Source organism: Aeromonas popoffii, from assembly GCF_037818705.1.
Taxonomy (GTDB): Bacteria; Pseudomonadota; Gammaproteobacteria; order Enterobacterales; family Aeromonadaceae; genus Aeromonas; species Aeromonas popoffii.
In genome coordinates this window covers 3449768-3465367 of sequence record NZ_CP149129.1, presented here as the reverse complement: position 1 = coordinate 3465367, position 15600 = coordinate 3449768, and the positions used below count along the sequence as shown (strand labels likewise).

General features: G+C 61.2%; 15 protein-coding genes and 1 pseudogene. 4 read left to right on the top strand and 12 right to left on the bottom strand.

Annotated elements, in window-relative coordinates:
* From rlmH to leuS, 7 genes and pseudogenes are all read right to left on the bottom strand, one after another.
* On the bottom strand, positions 1-468 hold the full coding sequence (gene rlmH, locus WJM78_RS15780) for a 23S rRNA (pseudouridine(1915)-N(3))-methyltransferase RlmH (RefSeq protein WP_042034723.1): 468 nt from the start codon (positions 466-468) through the stop codon (positions 1-3).
* Between the two features lie 22 nt (positions 469-490).
* Positions 491-832 (bottom strand): ribosome silencing factor, encoded by a 342-nt coding sequence (gene rsfS, locus WJM78_RS15775; protein ID WP_042034721.1) that lies wholly within the window; start codon positions 830-832, stop codon positions 491-493.
* Between the two features lie 173 nt (positions 833-1005).
* A complete protein-coding gene (nadD, locus tag WJM78_RS15770) occupies positions 1006-1650 on the bottom strand; it encodes a nicotinate-nucleotide adenylyltransferase (protein WP_275930009.1) in 645 nt (214 codons plus the stop codon).
* A gap of 14 nt (positions 1651-1664) precedes the next feature.
* A complete protein-coding gene (gene holA / locus WJM78_RS15765; protein WP_339010395.1) occupies positions 1665-2702 on the bottom strand; it encodes a DNA polymerase III subunit delta in 1038 nt (345 codons plus the stop codon).
* Positions 2703-2767: 65 nt separating this feature from the next.
* Positions 2768-2848 (bottom strand): annotated as a pseudogene (locus tag WJM78_RS15760) (DNA polymerase III subunit delta); the annotation flags it as partial.
* A 13-nt stretch (positions 2849-2861) separates the two neighbouring features.
* Positions 2862-3344, bottom strand: a complete 483-nt coding sequence (lptE, locus tag WJM78_RS15755; RefSeq protein ID WP_042034717.1) for an LPS assembly lipoprotein LptE — start codon at positions 3342-3344, stop codon at positions 2862-2864.
* Between the two features lie 158 nt (positions 3345-3502).
* Positions 3503-6079, bottom strand: coding sequence for a leucine--tRNA ligase (gene leuS / locus WJM78_RS15750; RefSeq protein ID WP_339010391.1), 2577 nt, complete (start codon positions 6077-6079; stop codon positions 3503-3505).
* A gap of 145 nt (positions 6080-6224) precedes the next feature.
* Between leuS and WJM78_RS15745 the strand changes: the two genes are divergently transcribed.
* Positions 6225-6707 (top strand): zinc ribbon-containing protein, encoded by a 483-nt coding sequence (locus tag WJM78_RS15745; RefSeq protein ID WP_042034715.1) that lies wholly within the window; start codon positions 6225-6227, stop codon positions 6705-6707.
* Between the two features lie 75 nt (positions 6708-6782).
* On the opposite strand, the gene lnt is transcribed toward WJM78_RS15745, so the two are convergent.
* The 5 genes from lnt to miaB all read right to left on the bottom strand — a co-directional run bounded on the left by lnt (position 6783) and on the right by miaB (position 12544).
* Entirely contained in the window at positions 6783-8279 is a 1497-nt protein-coding gene (lnt, locus tag WJM78_RS15740; protein WP_042034714.1) for an apolipoprotein N-acyltransferase, read from the bottom strand.
* 285 nt (positions 8280-8564) lie between these two features.
* Positions 8565-9449, bottom strand: a complete 885-nt coding sequence (gene corC, locus WJM78_RS15735; protein ID WP_042034712.1) for a CNNM family magnesium/cobalt transport protein CorC — start codon at positions 9447-9449, stop codon at positions 8565-8567.
* Positions 9450-9552: 103 nt separating this feature from the next.
* Positions 9553-10017: an rRNA maturation RNase YbeY gene (gene ybeY / locus WJM78_RS15730; protein ID WP_108535393.1), complete on the bottom strand. Its 465-nt coding sequence runs from the start codon at positions 10015-10017 to the stop codon at positions 9553-9555.
* On the bottom strand, positions 10014-11054 hold the full coding sequence (locus WJM78_RS15725; protein WP_275929989.1) for a PhoH family protein: 1041 nt from the start codon (positions 11052-11054) through the stop codon (positions 10014-10016). Before WJM78_RS15725 ends, ybeY begins: the two co-directional genes overlap by 4 nt.
* A gap of 56 nt (positions 11055-11110) precedes the next feature.
* The gene (gene miaB, locus WJM78_RS15720; protein WP_042034708.1) at positions 11111-12544 is read right to left on the bottom strand and encodes a tRNA (N6-isopentenyl adenosine(37)-C2)-methylthiotransferase MiaB; all 1434 of its coding nucleotides are present in this window, start codon (positions 12542-12544) and stop codon (positions 11111-11113) included.
* A 267-nt stretch (positions 12545-12811) separates the two neighbouring features.
* On the opposite strand from miaB, the gene WJM78_RS15715 reads away from it, so the two are divergent.
* The 3 genes from WJM78_RS15715 to WJM78_RS15705 all read left to right on the top strand — a co-directional run bounded on the left by WJM78_RS15715 (position 12812) and on the right by WJM78_RS15705 (position 15267).
* Entirely contained in the window at positions 12812-13975 is a 1164-nt protein-coding gene (locus tag WJM78_RS15715) for an FAD-dependent monooxygenase (protein WP_339010382.1), read from the top strand.
* A gap of 33 nt (positions 13976-14008) precedes the next feature.
* Positions 14009-14494, top strand: coding sequence for an isochorismatase family cysteine hydrolase (locus WJM78_RS15710; protein WP_339015888.1), 486 nt, complete (start codon positions 14009-14011; stop codon positions 14492-14494).
* Positions 14495-14613: 119 nt separating this feature from the next.
* Complete coding sequence (locus WJM78_RS15705) at positions 14614-15267, top strand: cold shock domain-containing protein (protein ID WP_339010380.1); 654 nt, start codon at positions 14614-14616, stop codon at positions 15265-15267.
* The last annotated feature ends 333 nt before the right edge of the window (positions 15268-15600 follow it).

Below are 15600 nucleotides of genomic sequence, written 5' to 3'. Positions count from 1 at the left end.
TTATTCCCTGTGGTACGGATGATTGGTAGTGATGCTCCAGGCGCGATAGAGGCTCTCGGCCACCAGCACCCGCACCAGCGGGTGGGGCAGGGTCAGCGGCGACAGCGACCAGCTCTGCTCGGCGGCGGCCTTGCACTCGGGCGACAAGCCCTCCGGGCCCCCGACCAGCAGTGCCACGTCGCGACCATCCAGCTTCCAGGCTTCCAGTTGCACGGCGAGCTGCTCCGTGGTCCAGGGTTTGCCGGGAATATCCAGGGTCACGATACGCGAGCGGCCAGCGGCGGCCAGCATGGCTTCCCCTTCCTTTTGCAGGATACGGGGAATATCGGCATTTTTGCCGCGCTTTCCGGCGCCGATCTCGACCAGCTCGAACGGCATGTCTTTGGGGAAACGGCGACGGTACTCTTCGAAGCCACGCTCTACCCAGGCAGGCATCTTGGTGCCCACTGCAATCAACTGGATCTTCATCGTTTGTTACACTTGTGCTCTGTTATTGCGCATTCACTTGAGCGGTAGCGCCCCAGAGTTTTTCCAGTTGGTAGAAGTCGCGATATTCGTCCTGCATCACGTGCACTATGGCTTGTCCCAGGTCCACCAGTACCCATTCCCCCGTGAGCTGCCCCTCCACGCTCAGCAGATCGAGCCCGGCATGGCGAGCTTCGCTGGCCAGATGATGGGCGATGGCGCTGACGTGGCGACTGGAGTTGCCGGAACAGACGATCATGGTGTCTGTGATGCTGGATTTACCGCGCACATCAAGGGTGATGATGTCGCGGCCTTTCATGTCATCGATCTTGTCGACGATAAAGGCATGCAGTTCTTGGCCTTGCAATGATCTTCTCCTGTGTTCCGACGCCTGAGGGCGGCGGATTATATCATGGTCACTCCCGTTTCCCAGTCTGGCGAAGGGGAGTGGAACGGGGGCCGTGCCCGCTTGGCAAACCAGGCCCCTGTTGATCAATATAGTGCGCAACCGGCAGAGACAATAGTCGGCGCCGGTTGTGGTCAGCTTGCCGGGTAGAGGCCTTGCTGCCGAATGTAATCGGCCACCGACGGCGGCAGCAGGTAGCGGGGATCCTCCCCGGCCGCCAGCAGGGCTCTGAGCCGGGTGGCCGACAGCTCGATGGGTTGGTTGTCCGCCAGCCAGATATGGCCGGCCAGGCGCTGGTGCAGCGCGGTGGCATCCGTGGTGTGATGGCGAGCCAGCAGCTCGGCAACTTCCCCTGGGTAATCAGGTTGCCAGCCCGGTCGCACACTCACCACCAGGTGGGCATGATCGAGCAGCTCTTGCCAGCGGTGCCAGCCAGGCAGGCCGAGCAAGGAGTCCATCCCCATCAGAAAGCAGAGCGGGGTGTCGGGCAGTTCATGACGCAGCTCAATCAGGGTGTCTATGGTCCAGGAGGGCTTGTCCCGCTTGAGCTCCCGCTCATCCACCACGAATCCCGCATTCTCTGCGGCCGCCAGTTTGACCATGGCGAGGCGCTGCTCGCTCGAACAGAAGGGGTTGGCGCGATGGGGGGGAATATGGTTCGGGATCAGCCGGATTTCGGCCAGCCCGATAGCGTCCCGCGCCTCGATAGCCGGTCGCAGGTGGCCGATATGGATAGGGTCGAAGGTGCCGCCAAGCAGGCCGATAGGAGCCCTCAGCAGGCTGATCGCAGCCTTCAGCACGGGCTGCTCTCCATGACCAGCGGCAACGGGGTGCCATCGCGAAAACCCAGGGCTATGGTCTGCAACATCAGCCAGGCTTGCTCGGTGTCGAAGCGACGCTGGGCGTCGTCAAGCTGGGCCATCAGCTGCCACAGCTGCTGCAATTTGGTGAAGGGCAGCCGGGTCAGGGCCTGCTGGATCAACTGCTGGCGGCTCTGCCAGATACGCAGGCGGGAGAAGTGTTCCACCAGCGGTTGACCGGCTCTGGCGGCCAGGGCCAGCTCGGTGAGCTGCTCCAGCTCGCGGCACAGGGCCCAGGCCAGCATGCCTGGCTCTGTGCCCTCGGCACGCAGGGCCAGCAGGATGCGTTGGGCCCGGTTCACCTTGCCCTCCAGCAGGGTATCGATGAGCTGGAATGGCGTGAAATGGGCGTGGCGTACTATGGTCTCTTGCAGATAGGCGACGCTGATGGGCTGGGGCGGCGCCAGCAGGGTCAGCTTTTCTATCTCCTGGCTGGCGGCCAGCAGGTTGCCCTCGTAGGAGTGGCACATGAAGTTGATGGCATCGGGCAGCGCCTTGAGGCCGAAACGTTGGAAGCGGGTGCTCATCCAGCGCGGAAAGAAGCGTGGCTCGGGGTGATTGACCGGCACATAGGTGCCGCTCTGGCTGAGCTTGTCGAACCAGGCCGCCTTCATCTGGGTTTGGTTGAGGCGACCACCGCTGAGCACCAGCAGCAGATCCGGATGCAGTTGCTTGCCAATCTCGCTGATGCGGGCGGCCAGATCTTTGTCGACCTTGGCCGGCAGCTCCAGCTCGATGATTTGGCGGGCGGAGAAGAGGCTCATGGCCTGACAGGCATCATAAACCTGATTCCAGTCCAGCCCCTGCTCCACCACGAAGGTATGGCGCTCATCGAACCCTTGCTTGCGGGCGGCCTGACGGATGGCGTCGATGGCCTCCAGCTTGAGCAGGGGCTCGTCACCAAAGATGAGGTAGCAGGGTTTGAGCCCTGCCTTGAGATGATCCGCAAACTGCTCGGGGTAGATCCGCATCAGAACTTGGCCTGGTTGAGTAGGTGGGTCGCAAGGTCGATGGCCTGCTCTTGCAGCTTGAGCAGGAGCTCGTCACCAAAGATGAGGTAGCAGGGCTTGAGCCCTGCCTTGAGGTGATCCGCAAACTGCTCGGGGTAGACTCTCATCAAGATACTCGCATCAGAACTTGAGCTGGCTCAGCTGGCGGATAACCAAGTTTGCGGCTTGCTCCTGCATCTCCTTGCCAAGCTGCTCCTGCTCGCGGGAAGAGGCCAGCGCCGCATCCGGCTTGTTCAGGAAGCTGCGGTTGAAGGTGATGGGGAAGACCTGGGTCGGCTTGCCCGGCATGGAGACGGTGAACTGGGTGTTGTAGCCCAGCAAGTATTCACGGGCCTGGCCGATGGCGTCGACCGAGGCAACCTGGCTGGTGCTGCTGACGCCGGACAGGGTTAGCACAGGTATGCCCTCCTTGTCGGCGAGTTTGACGCCCGCCGCCTTGAGGCGGGTGGTGACCAGTCGGTATAAGTCGCTCTTGTTGTCACCGACCACCTTCATGGTCATCAACTCGGGCGGGATTGCCGTGCCTCGCATTTGAAAACCGCAAGCCTGCAACAGCAGGCCCATCAGCACGATAGCCATCCAGCGAATGAGGGGGGTGCCCATATGAAATCCTCTTTGCATAAAGTGAAGCACGGCGGGCGCAGGGCCCGCCGTCATCCTCGTTGGCAACGATCAGCGGACCTCTTCCCTGCCTCCCCTTTGCACGGGGAGACGCAACATGCGCCCTCCCTGGCAAGGGGTGGACGAGGTCCTCGCTACCATCAGTTAGCGACAATATTGAGCAGCTTGCCCGGCACATAGACGACCTTGCGAACCGTCAGACCGTCGGTGAATTTCTGCACCGAGGCATCGGCCATGGCCAGCTTCTCGACGTCAGCCTGGCTGATCTCGGCCGGTACGGTCAGCTTGCCGCGCATCTTGCCGTTGATCTGCACCACCACCAGCTTCTCGGTCTCGACCATGGCCGCGTCATCGGCCACCGGCCATGCAGCGTGATCCACGTCGTCACCCTTGCCCAGCATCTTCCACAGCTCGAAGCCGATGTGCGGGGTGATGGGGGAGAGCATGACTACCACGGCTTCCAGCGCTTCCTGCATCAGGGCGCGGTCCTGCTCGTCACAGCCCAGCTTGGAGAGGTTGTTCATCAGCTCCATGATGGCGGCGATGGCGGTGTTGAAGGTCTGACGGCGACCCACGTCGTCGCTCACCTTGGCGATGGTCTTGTGCAGTTCACGGCGTACCGCTTTCTGCTCGTTGGTGAGAGCCGCCACATCCAGTGCGGCAACAGCGCCACCAGAGACGTGTTCGAAGGTGGTGCGCCACAGGCGACGCAGGAAGCGCTGGGCACCCTCGACGCCGGAATCGGACCACTCCAGGGTCATCTCGGCCGGGGAGGCGAACATCATGAACAGACGGACGGTATCGGCGCCGTAACGCTCCACCATCAGCTGCGGGTCTATGCCGTTGTTCTTGGACTTGGACATCTTGGTCATGCCGGAGTGGATCACTTCACGGCCCTCAAGGTCGATGGCCTTGGTGATGCGACCTTTCTCGTCACGCTCGACCTTGACGTCGGTCGGGCTGACCCAGACGTTGCCGCCTTTTTCGTCTTTGTAGTAGAAGGCGTCGGCCAGCACCATGCCCTGGCAGAGCAGACGCTTGAACGGCTCGTCGCTGTTCACCAGCCCTGCGTCACGCAGCAGCTTGTGGAAGAAGCGGGCGTAGAGCAGGTGCATACAGGCGTGCTCGATGCCGCCGATGTACTGATCCACCGGCAGCCAGTGGTTGGCAGCAGCCGGGTCCAGCATGCCCTTGTCGTAGTCGGGGGAGCAGTAGCGGGCGTAGTACCAGGAGGACTCCATGAAGGTGTCGAAGGTATCGGTCTCGCGGAACGCTTCCTGACCGTTGTAGGTGGTCTTGGCCCACTCGGCGTCGGCTTTGATCGGGCTCTGGATGCCATCCATCACCACATCTTCCGGCAACAGTACCGGCAGTTGATCTTCCGGCGTCGGGACCACGGTGCCGTCCGCCAGGGTCAGCATGGGGATGGGGGCACCCCAGTAACGCTGACGGGAGACGCCCCAGTCACGCAGACGGAAGTTGACGGTGCGCTTGCCCTTGCCGAGCGCTTCCAGCTTGCTGGCGATGGCATCAAAAGCCGCCTGGAACTCGAGACCGTCGAACTCGCCGGAGGCGAACAGCACGCCCTTCTCGGTGTAAGCGGCTTCGCTCACGTCCACCTCGCCATCGGCTGGCTTGATCACTGCCTTGATGTCGAGGCCATATTTGGTGGCGAACTCGAAGTCGCGCTGGTCGTGACCCGGAACCGCCATCACGGCACCGGTGCCGTAGTTCATCAGCACGAAGTTGGCGACCCAGACCGGCACCTTGCGGCCATCCAGCGGGTGAATGGCATAGAGGCCGGTGGCCATGCCCTTCTTCTCCATGGTGGCCAGCTCCGCTTCGGCTACCTTGGTGTTCTTGCACTCGTCGATAAAGGCGGCCAGTTCCGGATTGGTCGCAGCTGCCTGCAGCGCCAGCGGGTGACCGGCGGCGATACCGACATAGGTGACGCCCATGAAGGTGTCCGGACGCGTGGTGTAGACTTCCAGCTGCTCAGCCTGACCGTCGATGGCGAAGCTGATGTTGACCCCTTCGGAGCGGCCAATCCAGTTGCGCTGCATGGTCTTGACCATCTCCGGCCAGCCGTCCAGATTGTCGATATCGCTGAGCAGCTCTTCGGCGTAGTCGGTGATCTTGATGAACCACTGGGGGATCTCTTTCTGCTCCACCGGGGTGTCGCAGCGCCAGCAGCAGTTGTCGATCACCTGCTCGTTGGCCAGTACCGTCATGTCGTTCGGGCACCAGTTGACGGAGGAGGTCTTCTTGTAGACCAGCCCCTTTTCGTAGAGCTTGGTGAAGAACCACTGCTCCCAGCGGTAGTAATCCGGCTTGCAGGTCGCCAGCTCGCGATCCCAGTCATAGCCCAGCCCCAGCATCTTCAGCTGGTTCTTCATGTATTCGATGTTTTCGTAGGTCCAGGGGGCCGGTGCCGTGTTGTTTTTGACTGCGGCGTTCTCCGCCGGCAGACCGAATGCGTCCCAACCTATGGGTTGCAGCACGTTCTTGCCATTGAGGCGTTGATAACGGGAGATCACATCACCTATGGTGTAGTTGCGAACGTGCCCCATGTGTAGACGACCAGACGGATAGGGGAACATGGAGAGACAGTAGAACTTTTCCTTGTCTACTTTCTCCACCGCCTTGAAGGTTTTCTTGGCATCCCAGTGCTTTTGCACTGCTGGTTCTATGGATTGGGGAACGTATTGCTCTTGCATTGGTGACATCCGGATCTGTGAAATGAATAGATAAATCAGCTGGGAAATCGCAATAGAATACCCATATCCAGCGGCGGCAACAACCGCCAGCATCCGTCAGCCCTTATGCCGGGCATGATCAGGGTTCAGTAGAGGAGTAACGACCATGGACAAGCGTCAAAAAGGGTACGAAGCCTTCATTGCCGAACTGCAAAAACAGTGGCAAGAGACTGAAGAGTTTCAGGGGGAGCGCCTCAACCGGATGATCGCCAAGGTGCAGGCCTATCTGGAGGCGGCCGGTGACCTGACTCAGGATGAGCTGGCGCTGATTGCCGAGTACGTGAAACGGGATCTGGGCAACTATGACGAGGGGCGCGCCGAGGTGGAGGAGTCTGCCTTTATGCTGGCTCTCAAAGACACCGCCTGGTCCTGGCTGGCGGACGTGACCGACCGCGCCCAGGTGGAGTGGCGCGAGCTGGCCGACGAGCTGGAGCACAAGGGGGTGTACGAGGCGGGTGACTGGGTGGGCCTCGGCGTCATGGTGTGCGAGCAGTGTGGCTGGCGCCATACTGTGCTGCATCCACAGCCGCTGGATACCTGCCCCGAGTGCGGCGGTTACGAGTATCACCGCGAGCCGCTCTCGCCCTGATCCCGTCAGATAACCAGATGGAAAGAGGCGCCCAGGGGGCGCCTCTTGTGTTCAGCGATGAGCCGGACTGCCGGTTCAGAGCTCACGGGCCCAGGGATGAGCACGAGGGCGCAATGCCAGTGCCAGACCGAGCAGCAGGGCCGTCAGCCCGTACAGCGGCCAGCTGCCAAAGCGCAGGTAGGGGGTCGAACCGTGGGCGGGACGTACCTCGGCTCTCAGCACCCCGGCCTCGAACTGCGGGAGCTGGGCTATGATGCTGCCGTCGATTTCGGTGACTATGGTGATGCCGGTGTTGGTGTTGCGCAGCAGCGGGCGAGCCAGCTCCAGCGCGCGCATGCGGGCTATTTCCATGTGCTGCCAGGGACCGATACTGGTGCCGAACCAGGCATCGTTGGAGATGGTCAGCAGGAAGTCGGTATCCGGCTGCACGTTGCGGCGCACTTCGTCCGGGAAGATGATCTCGTAGCAGATGGCGACGGCGAACTTGAACCCCTTGGCGATCAGGTTCGGTTGCTGCGCATTCCCGCGACTGAAGGAGGACATGGGCAGGTTGAAGAGGGGCGCGATGGGACGCAGCAGATCTTCAAACGGCACGAACTCGCCGATGGGCAGCAGGTGGTGCTTGTAGTAGCGGTTCTGGTGCCCATAGTGATACGACTCCTTGCCATCCGCATCCTGCACCCCCATGCCCAGCACGGTATTGAAGAAACGCTGCTGCTCGAAATCATAATGAATGATGCCCACCAGCAGGCCGGTGTCGTTCACCTTCATCGCCTTGTCCAGGCTATCCAGGTAGTTGCCCATCTCCTTCTCGATGGCCGGGATCGCCGATTCCGGCCAGATGATGATGTCGGCATCCTGGTGCTCGCGGCTGAGATCCTGATACTTGCGCACCGTCGGTACCAGCGCCTCGGGATCCCATTTGAGAGACTGCGCTATGTTGCCCTGCACCAGGGCGACCTTGACCGGCTCGCCCCGGGTCACCCAGTTGATCTGCATCAGCCCCTGAGCGGCACCGATCAGCGCGACGGGCAGCAGTAGCCAGACCGGCTTGCGGCTCTGCCACACCAGCCAGAGAGCGGAGGCCGACAGTAGCAGAGCCAGCGTGATGCCCTGCACCCCCAGGATGGGGGCTAGGCCCTTGAGCGGCCCGTCGATCTGGCTGTAACCAAACCAGAGCCAGGGGAAGCCTGTCATCACCCAGCCGCGCAACCAGTCGGCCACCAGCCAGAGCGCCGGGAAGGCGAGCAGCCAGCGGCTCCAGTGACGACCACTGAAGAAACGGGCGAAGGCCCAGCAGGCCAGGGTCGGGTAGAGCGCCAGATAGGCCGACAGCCCTACCAGCAGCACGAAGGCGACCGGCAGTGGTATGCCACCAAACATGGTCATGCTGACGTGGATCCACCAGAGCCCGGGCAGAAACAGACCCATGGCATAGCCAAAGCCACGCCAGGCCGCCTGCCTGGGGTTGGCCTTGTCCAGCAGGGCATAGAGGCCGAGCAGGGACAGGATCACCAGCGGCCAGTAGTTAAAAGGGGAGAAGGCCAGCACGGCGAGCGCGCCGGATGCCATGGCACAGAGGCTTGTCAGGAGTTTCGATTTCACGGGCAATAGAGGCTCGGATTGGACTGCAACAGGTTGATTGGCCGGTATCTTAACCTGTAAATACGGTCAACGGCGAGCCTCCCGGCTGTGGTGGGCGCCAGCGGGCGGGAAACGGGAAATAAAGGGCGGCGTGCCGGGCAAGGGATGACGTGCGGGGTCAGAGGGTAGGGTGGCCTTGTCCTGTGGCCAAATGGCAAGCGCCCCGACGATCGGGGCGCTGATGCTTCACGGCTGGCTGGGGCCGCGCTGAATTTACTGGGCTTCAGACTGGGCCGCGACATGGTTGTCGGGGATCTTCACCTGCAGCTGCTGCAGGCGGCGCCTGTCGGCGTGCATCACCTTGAACAGGTAGCCGTCCAGCTCTATCTCCTCGCCCTTTTTCGGCAGGTGGCTGAAGGCGTGCATCACCAGACCGCCCACCGTATCCACCTCTTCATCGCTGAACTGGGTGCCGAAGAAGTCGTTGAAATCCTCGATCTCGGTGAGGGCGCTGACCGAGAAGACCCGCTTGCTGATGCGGCGGATCTCGTCCGGCTCATCTTCGATGTCATCAAACTCGTCGTCGATCTCGCCGACGATGAGCTCCAGTATGTCTTCAATGGTCACCAGACCCGAGACGCCACCAAACTCGTCCACGACGATGGCCATGTGGTAGCGCTCTTCACGAAACTCCTTGAGCAGACGGTCGACCCGCTTGCTCTCGGGCACGATCACGGTAGGGCGCAAGATTTTCTCGAGCTGCAGCGGCTCGCTGGCGTGATGGCCGCCAAACCCGAACGGCAGCAGATCCTTGGCGAGCAAGATGCCCTCCACATGATCCTTGTCTTCGTTGATCACCGGGAAGCGGGAGTGACCGGATTCGATGATCACCGGCAAGATGTCGTCCACCGGCTGGGACTTCTCTATGGTGACCATCTGGGAGCGGGGGATCATGATGTCGCGAACGCGCAGCTCGGCAATTTCGAGCACGCCTTCAATCATGTCTTTGGTGTCCTGATCGATAAGATCGCGCTCCTCGGCATCGGCTATCACATCCACCAAATCGTTGCGGTCTTTTGGCTCGCCCTGGAAGAGTTGGCTGAGTTTGTCGAGCCAGGTTTTCTTCGGCGAGCCGGTACTAGGGTGATCGTCGGTCATTTTTTCTCTTGGTTACTCGCTTGAACACATTTGGAATTGTCTTGGTGATATAAGGATGGCCATCGGCTGTTTCAAGGCGATGACTGTCCCGTCCTTTACGCGTTTACTCTTCGTCGTTCAGATAAGGGTCGGCAAAACCGAGTTCCTGCATGATGTCGCGCTCAAGCGCTTCCATCTCTTCGGCTTCCTCATCCTCGATATGGTCATAACCTAGCAGATGCAGACTGCCGTGCACAACCATGTGGGCCCAGTGGGCCTCCAGCGGTTTGTTCTGCTCGACAGCTTCCTGTTCCACCACCTGGCGGCAGATGACGAGATCGCCGAGCAGCGGCAGTTCCATGCCGGGTGGCGCCTCGAACGGGAAGGAGAGCACATTGGTGGGCTTGTCCTTGCCGCGATAGGTGAGGTTGAGCTCGCGGCTCTCCGCCTCGTCAACGATGCGCACCGTCACCTCTGCCTCTTGCTGAAAGCCGAGTATGGTGCCATCAAGCCAGCCTTGCAGCCTGGCTTCGCTCGGCAGATCTTCCGCCTGAGCGCAGGCCAGTTGCAGATCCAGGGTCACACTCATTGGGCACTCTCTTTATGGGCTTTGGCAGGGATGGATTCGGCCTGTTTGGCGTCGAACGCCTCGTAGGCCTGCACGATACGGGCGACCACCGGATGGCGTACCACGTCTTTGGATTCAAAGAAGTTGAACGACAGGCCGTCGACCCCTTGCAGCACTTCCAGGGCGTGGCGCAGGCCGGACTTGGTGCTGCGCGGCAGATCCACCTGGGTGATGTCGCCGGTGACCACCGCCTTGGAGTTGAAGCCGATGCGGGTTAGGAACATCTTCATCTGCTCCGTGGTGGTGTTCTGGGCCTCATCCAGGATGATAAAGGCATCGTTGAGGGTGCGACCGCGCATATAGGCGAGCGGCGCCACTTCGATGATGTTGCGCTCCATCAGCTTCTCGACCCGCTCGAACCCCAGCATTTCGAACAGGGCGTCGTAGAGCGGGCGCAGGTAAGGGTCAACCTTCTGGGAGAGATCGCCGGGCAGAAAACCGAGCTTCTCGCCCGCTTCCACCGCCGGGCGGGTCAGCAGGATGCGGCGTATCTCCTGACGCTCCAGCGCGTCCACGGCGGCGGCCACCGCCAGATAGGTCTTGCCGGTACCGGCCGGGCCTATGCCGAAGCTGATGTCGTGCTGGACTATGTTGGCGATGTACTGCGCCTGATTGGGGCTGCGTGGTTTGATGAGGCCGCGCTTGGTCTTGACCGTCACCTCCTTGCCATGTGGGACGCTGGCGGCCGGTTCGTCATCTTGCTCCAGCACCCGCGACTCCTGAATGGCCAGGTGCACCATCTCTGGCACTATGTCGGTCACCTTGCCGCCCTTGAGGGGCTGGGTTTCCACATAGAGGTGCTTGAGGATGACGGCTGCGGCATCCAGCTGGGCCGGTTTGCCCACCAACTGGAAGTGGCTGTCACGGTAGCTGATCTCGACGCCGAGGCGGCGTTCCAGCTGCTTGATGTTGTCATCGAAGGGACCGCACAGGCTGGCGAGGCGCTGATTGTCGGCGGGCTCCAGATGCAGGTTCAGGGTCGAGATATGTCGGCTCAAAATATCCTCGTCTTGATGCAGTGCCCATCAGGCCAGGCCAGATGGGCACGAAGAAATTAGTGGGGAGTGAAGGCGGCTACGCCCAGCTCGTCCGGCACGTTGTCTGGACGGCGTGCCAGGATCTCGCGTGGCGCCGTGGCAATGCGCAGGTTCATCTCATCCTCGCCGCGGATAAAACGACCGCGCAGGGAGTTGGGGCGTACCTCGGTGATCTCCACGTCGGCAAAGCCGCCGATCAGGGTGTGCAGGCCTTCGAAGTTGACCACCCGGTTGTTCTCGGTGCGGCCACACAGCTGCATGGGGTCGAGCCGGGAGGGGCCTTCCACCAGGATGCGCTGGGTGGAGCCCAGCATGGCACGGCCAATCTGCATCGACTGGTTGTTGATGACATGCTGCAGCCGGGCCAACCGGGCCTTTTTCACTTCCATGTCGACGTCGTCGGGCATGTCGGCGGCCGGCGTGCCGGGGCGCGGGCTATAGATGAAGCTGAAGCTCATGTCGAAGTTGATCTCTTCGATAAGCTTCATGGTGGCCTCGAAATCCTCGTCCGTCTCGTTCGGGAAGCCGACGATGAAGTCGGAACTGATGGTGATGTCGGGACGGGCGGCGCGCAGGCGACGGATCTTGGACTTGTACTCCAGCACGGTATGCGGGCGCTTCATCATGGTCAGGATGCGATCCGAACCGCTTTGCACCGGCAGGTGCAGGAAGCTGACCAATTCCGGCGTGTCCTTGTAGACCTCGATGATGTCGTCGGTGAACTCGATCGGGTGACTGGTGGTGTAGCGAATACGGTCTATGCCATCGATGGCAGCGACCAGTCGCAGCAGCTCGGCGAAGGAACAGATGCTGCCATCAAAGGTCGGGCCCCGGTAGGCGTTGACGTTCTGGCCCAGCAGGTTCACCTCGCGCACGCCCTGTTCGGCGAGCTGGGCGATTTCGTAGAGCACGTCGTCCATCGGCCGGCTCACCTCCTCGCCACGGGTGTAGGGCACCACGCAGAAGGAGCAGTATTTGGAGCAGCCTTCCATGATGGAGACGAACGCGGTGGCCCCTTCGGCACGGGGTTCCGGCATGTTGTCGAATTTTTCGATCTCGGGGAAGGCGATGTCCACCTGGGCACCCCGGCCTTCCTGCACCTGCTTGATCATGGCGGGCAGACGATGCAGGGTCTGGGGACCGAAGACGATATCCACATAGGGGGCGCGAGTGCGAATGTTGTCACCCTCCTGAGAGGCGACACAGCCACCCACACCGATCACCAGACCGGGCTTGTTGGCCTTGAGTTTTTTCCAGCGCCCCAGCTGATGGAACACCTTCTCCTGTGCTTTTTCGCGGATGGAGCAGGTATTCAGCAGCAAGACATCTGCCTCTTCGGGCTCCTCGGTCAGTTCATAGCCATTGCTGGCATCCAACAGGTCGGCCATCTTGGACGAGTCGTACTCGTTCATCTGGCAACCCCAGGTTTTAATGTGAAGTTTCTTGCTCATTGCTTCTCTTGACTTGTGTTGAAATCGGCATGGTCAAAGGACCGGGCATTTTACTCCGCAATCTGGATACTGCCTAGCTAATATCCAGCCCGTCATGGGGCTCTCTCCCTCTTGGCCTGCCGCTATTTGCTCGGGCTTTCTCCTTGATTTTGCGTGGCAATTCGCAAATTGTCTCACTGTTTCTGCCGGTCCCTTGCGGTATCATGTCTCCATTCGGTTTGGCCCCGTCTACCCTTGTCCGGGGCGTCCCCTTTCAGGAATCAAGTTATGGAACAGTGTGATATCGCTATTGTCGGCGCTGGGATGGTCGGTGCCGCTACCGCCTGTCTGCTGGCGGCGCAGGGCCTCTCCATTCGGGTGATAGAGACCCAATTGCCCGAGCAATACGCCTGCTCGCAGCCGCTGGATCTGCGGGTTTCCGCTATCAGCCAGGCCTCGGTGGCGTTGCTGGCTCAGGCTGGCGCCTGGTCGCACCTGCAGCAGATGCGACTCTGTCCCTACCGCCGGCTGGAGACCTGGGAGCTGGATGGTTTTGCCACCCGTTTCAATGCGGCCGATCTGGGCCTGCCCCTGCTTGGCTACATCATCGAAAACCGGCTGGTGCAGCTGGCCCTGCTCAAGCGGATGGAGGATTTTCCCAACATCCAGACCCACACACCGGCGGCGGTCACTCGCCTGCAGCAGGGGGGGAACGAGGCGGTGCTGACCCTGGACGATGGCACTGAACTCGCCGCCCACTGGGTGTTGGCCTGCGATGGCGCCGAATCCCAGATGCGCCGGCTGGCGGGCATAGGCGTGTCGCGCTTCGAGTATCGCCAGCACTGTATGCTGATCAATATCGACACAGCGTTTGCACAGGAAGACATCACCTGGCAGCAATTTACCCCGAGCGGCCCGCGTGCCTTCCTGCCGCTGCCCGGCCAGCATGGCTCCCTGGTGTGGTATGACAGCCCGGCCCGCATTCGCGCCCTGTCGGCCATGAGCAACGAAAGGCTGGGGGAGGAGGTGCGCCGCCACTTTCCGGCCCGGCTCGGCGGGTTCACCGTTACGGCCAAGGGGAGTTTCCCGCTGGTACGACGCCACGCCAACGACTATCACGCCGGTCGGGTAGTGCTGCTCGGCGATGCCGCCCACACCATCAACCCGCTGGCGGGGCAGGGGGTCAACCTCGGCTTCAAGGACGTGGCCTGCTGGGCCGGGTTACTGGAAAAGGCCGGTGCCGACTGGCATCAGCTGGCCCTGGCGGAGCGTTACGAGCGTCGCCGTCGCCCCGATAACCTGCTGATGCAATCGGGGATGGATCTCTTCTACGGGGTGTTCAGCAACGAGATAGGTCCCCTCAAGTTGGCCCGCAATCTGGCCCTCAATCTGGCGGACAAGGCCGGCCCGGTCAAGGAGATGGCGCTGCGCTATGCGCTGGGGCTGGTATAAGACGCCGGGCGCCATCACGAGGGATCTGAGTTAATAAACAAGGCACGGCTGGCGATCGATTTTATCCAGGATATAGCTCACCCGGACGGGCGCATTGCCACCTCGGCAGCCCATGTACAGGAGCAGGGTGCCATCACCCATGCGAATCAGGCGCTGGCCCATGCCCGTGCCCACGGCTGGCTGGTGATCCTGATCAAGGTCGGCTTTGACGGCGGCTATCTGCTGCAACCCAAGGGTTCCCCCATGTTTGGTCGGGCCAATCAGTTTGGTGCGCTTTCGTTGGCCGACAGTGGCACCGACTTTCACCCCGAGCTGGAGCCAGCGCTGCGGGCTAATCGCATCGATCACCTCTATCTGTGCGGGGTCAGCACCAGCTGGGCCATTCAGGCTGCGGATCGGGACTACGCCATCACCATACTGGAGGATGCCTGCGCCGCTGCCGACGCCAGTGAGCATCACGGTTCATTGCGGATGCTCGGCCGCATCGCCGAGATCATCACGGTGGCCCAGCTGGCATGATCCCGCCGGTTAAGGTTGTTTTCGCTCACTATTTTGACATTTTGTCCCCATGCCCCTGTTGAGCCTGCGTCGTTTTAGGGCAACATGGTGTCAGCATTGATGGCCACAAGGATGAGGGCATGCGTTATCAGGGACGGATCGCGAGCTGGAACGAGGCGCGAGGCTTCGGTTTTATCACGCCGGGGCAGGAGGAGGGAGAGCAGCAAGGGGGCGAGCTGTTCGTGCACATCTCGGCGCTGCAATCCGATGGCCGGCTGCCCGAGGTGGGGGAGCGGGTCACCTACCAGATAGGCAGGGGCAAGGATGACAAGCTCAGGGCCGTGCAGGTGTTTTTTCCCGACCGGCCCTGGTCGCTGGCTGACGCTGTTGTGCCACCCCCCTTGTCCGGCAACGACGTGGTCCGCCGACCGGCAGCCATGGGGACACCGCAATCCGTTTCATCTCGGTCCCGCCCTGGCCACTCCTATCGCCGCAAGAGCAGCTGGTGCGGCAAACTCATCCCCCTGCTGGTGCTCGCAGGCCTATTTTCCATCTATTCCCGCTTCTCTGGCGAGTCGATGGCCCCCTTGCCGGTTTCCTCCGTCGGGGGCGAAAGCCGTGCCTCCAGCGCCTCGCAGATGCCGGCTCGTCGCTATGAGTGTGATGGTCGTGAGTATTGTTCCCAGATGACCTCCTGCGACGAGGCAACCTGGTTTCTGCAACACTGCCCGAATATGAAGATGGACGGGGAGGGGGATGGCATTCCCTGTGAGGATCAATTGTGTGGCCACTGAGGCCGGACTGTTCAATCGCCACTACGACTCATTGATTGATAATCAACGGCTCTTTAATCCTGAATGGTCATCACGGTCAGGGATAAGGGGTTATGCCTCTTGTTCCCCAGTAGTCAGTGACGGCATTTGGCGAAGTGAACAAGGGTCGCTTTACTTCGGATAATGACTCATCGGTCTCTCATCTTTGCTTGGTGTTTTCATGTCAGGATGACGGTCATGGTGGGCTTACACAGCTAACGGGCCGGGGGTCAACTACCTGAAGATGTTCGACAGCCTGGTCGAGCCACAGGTACTGATGGCGGCAGAGGGGATCCGCCAAGCTTGCAACGATCT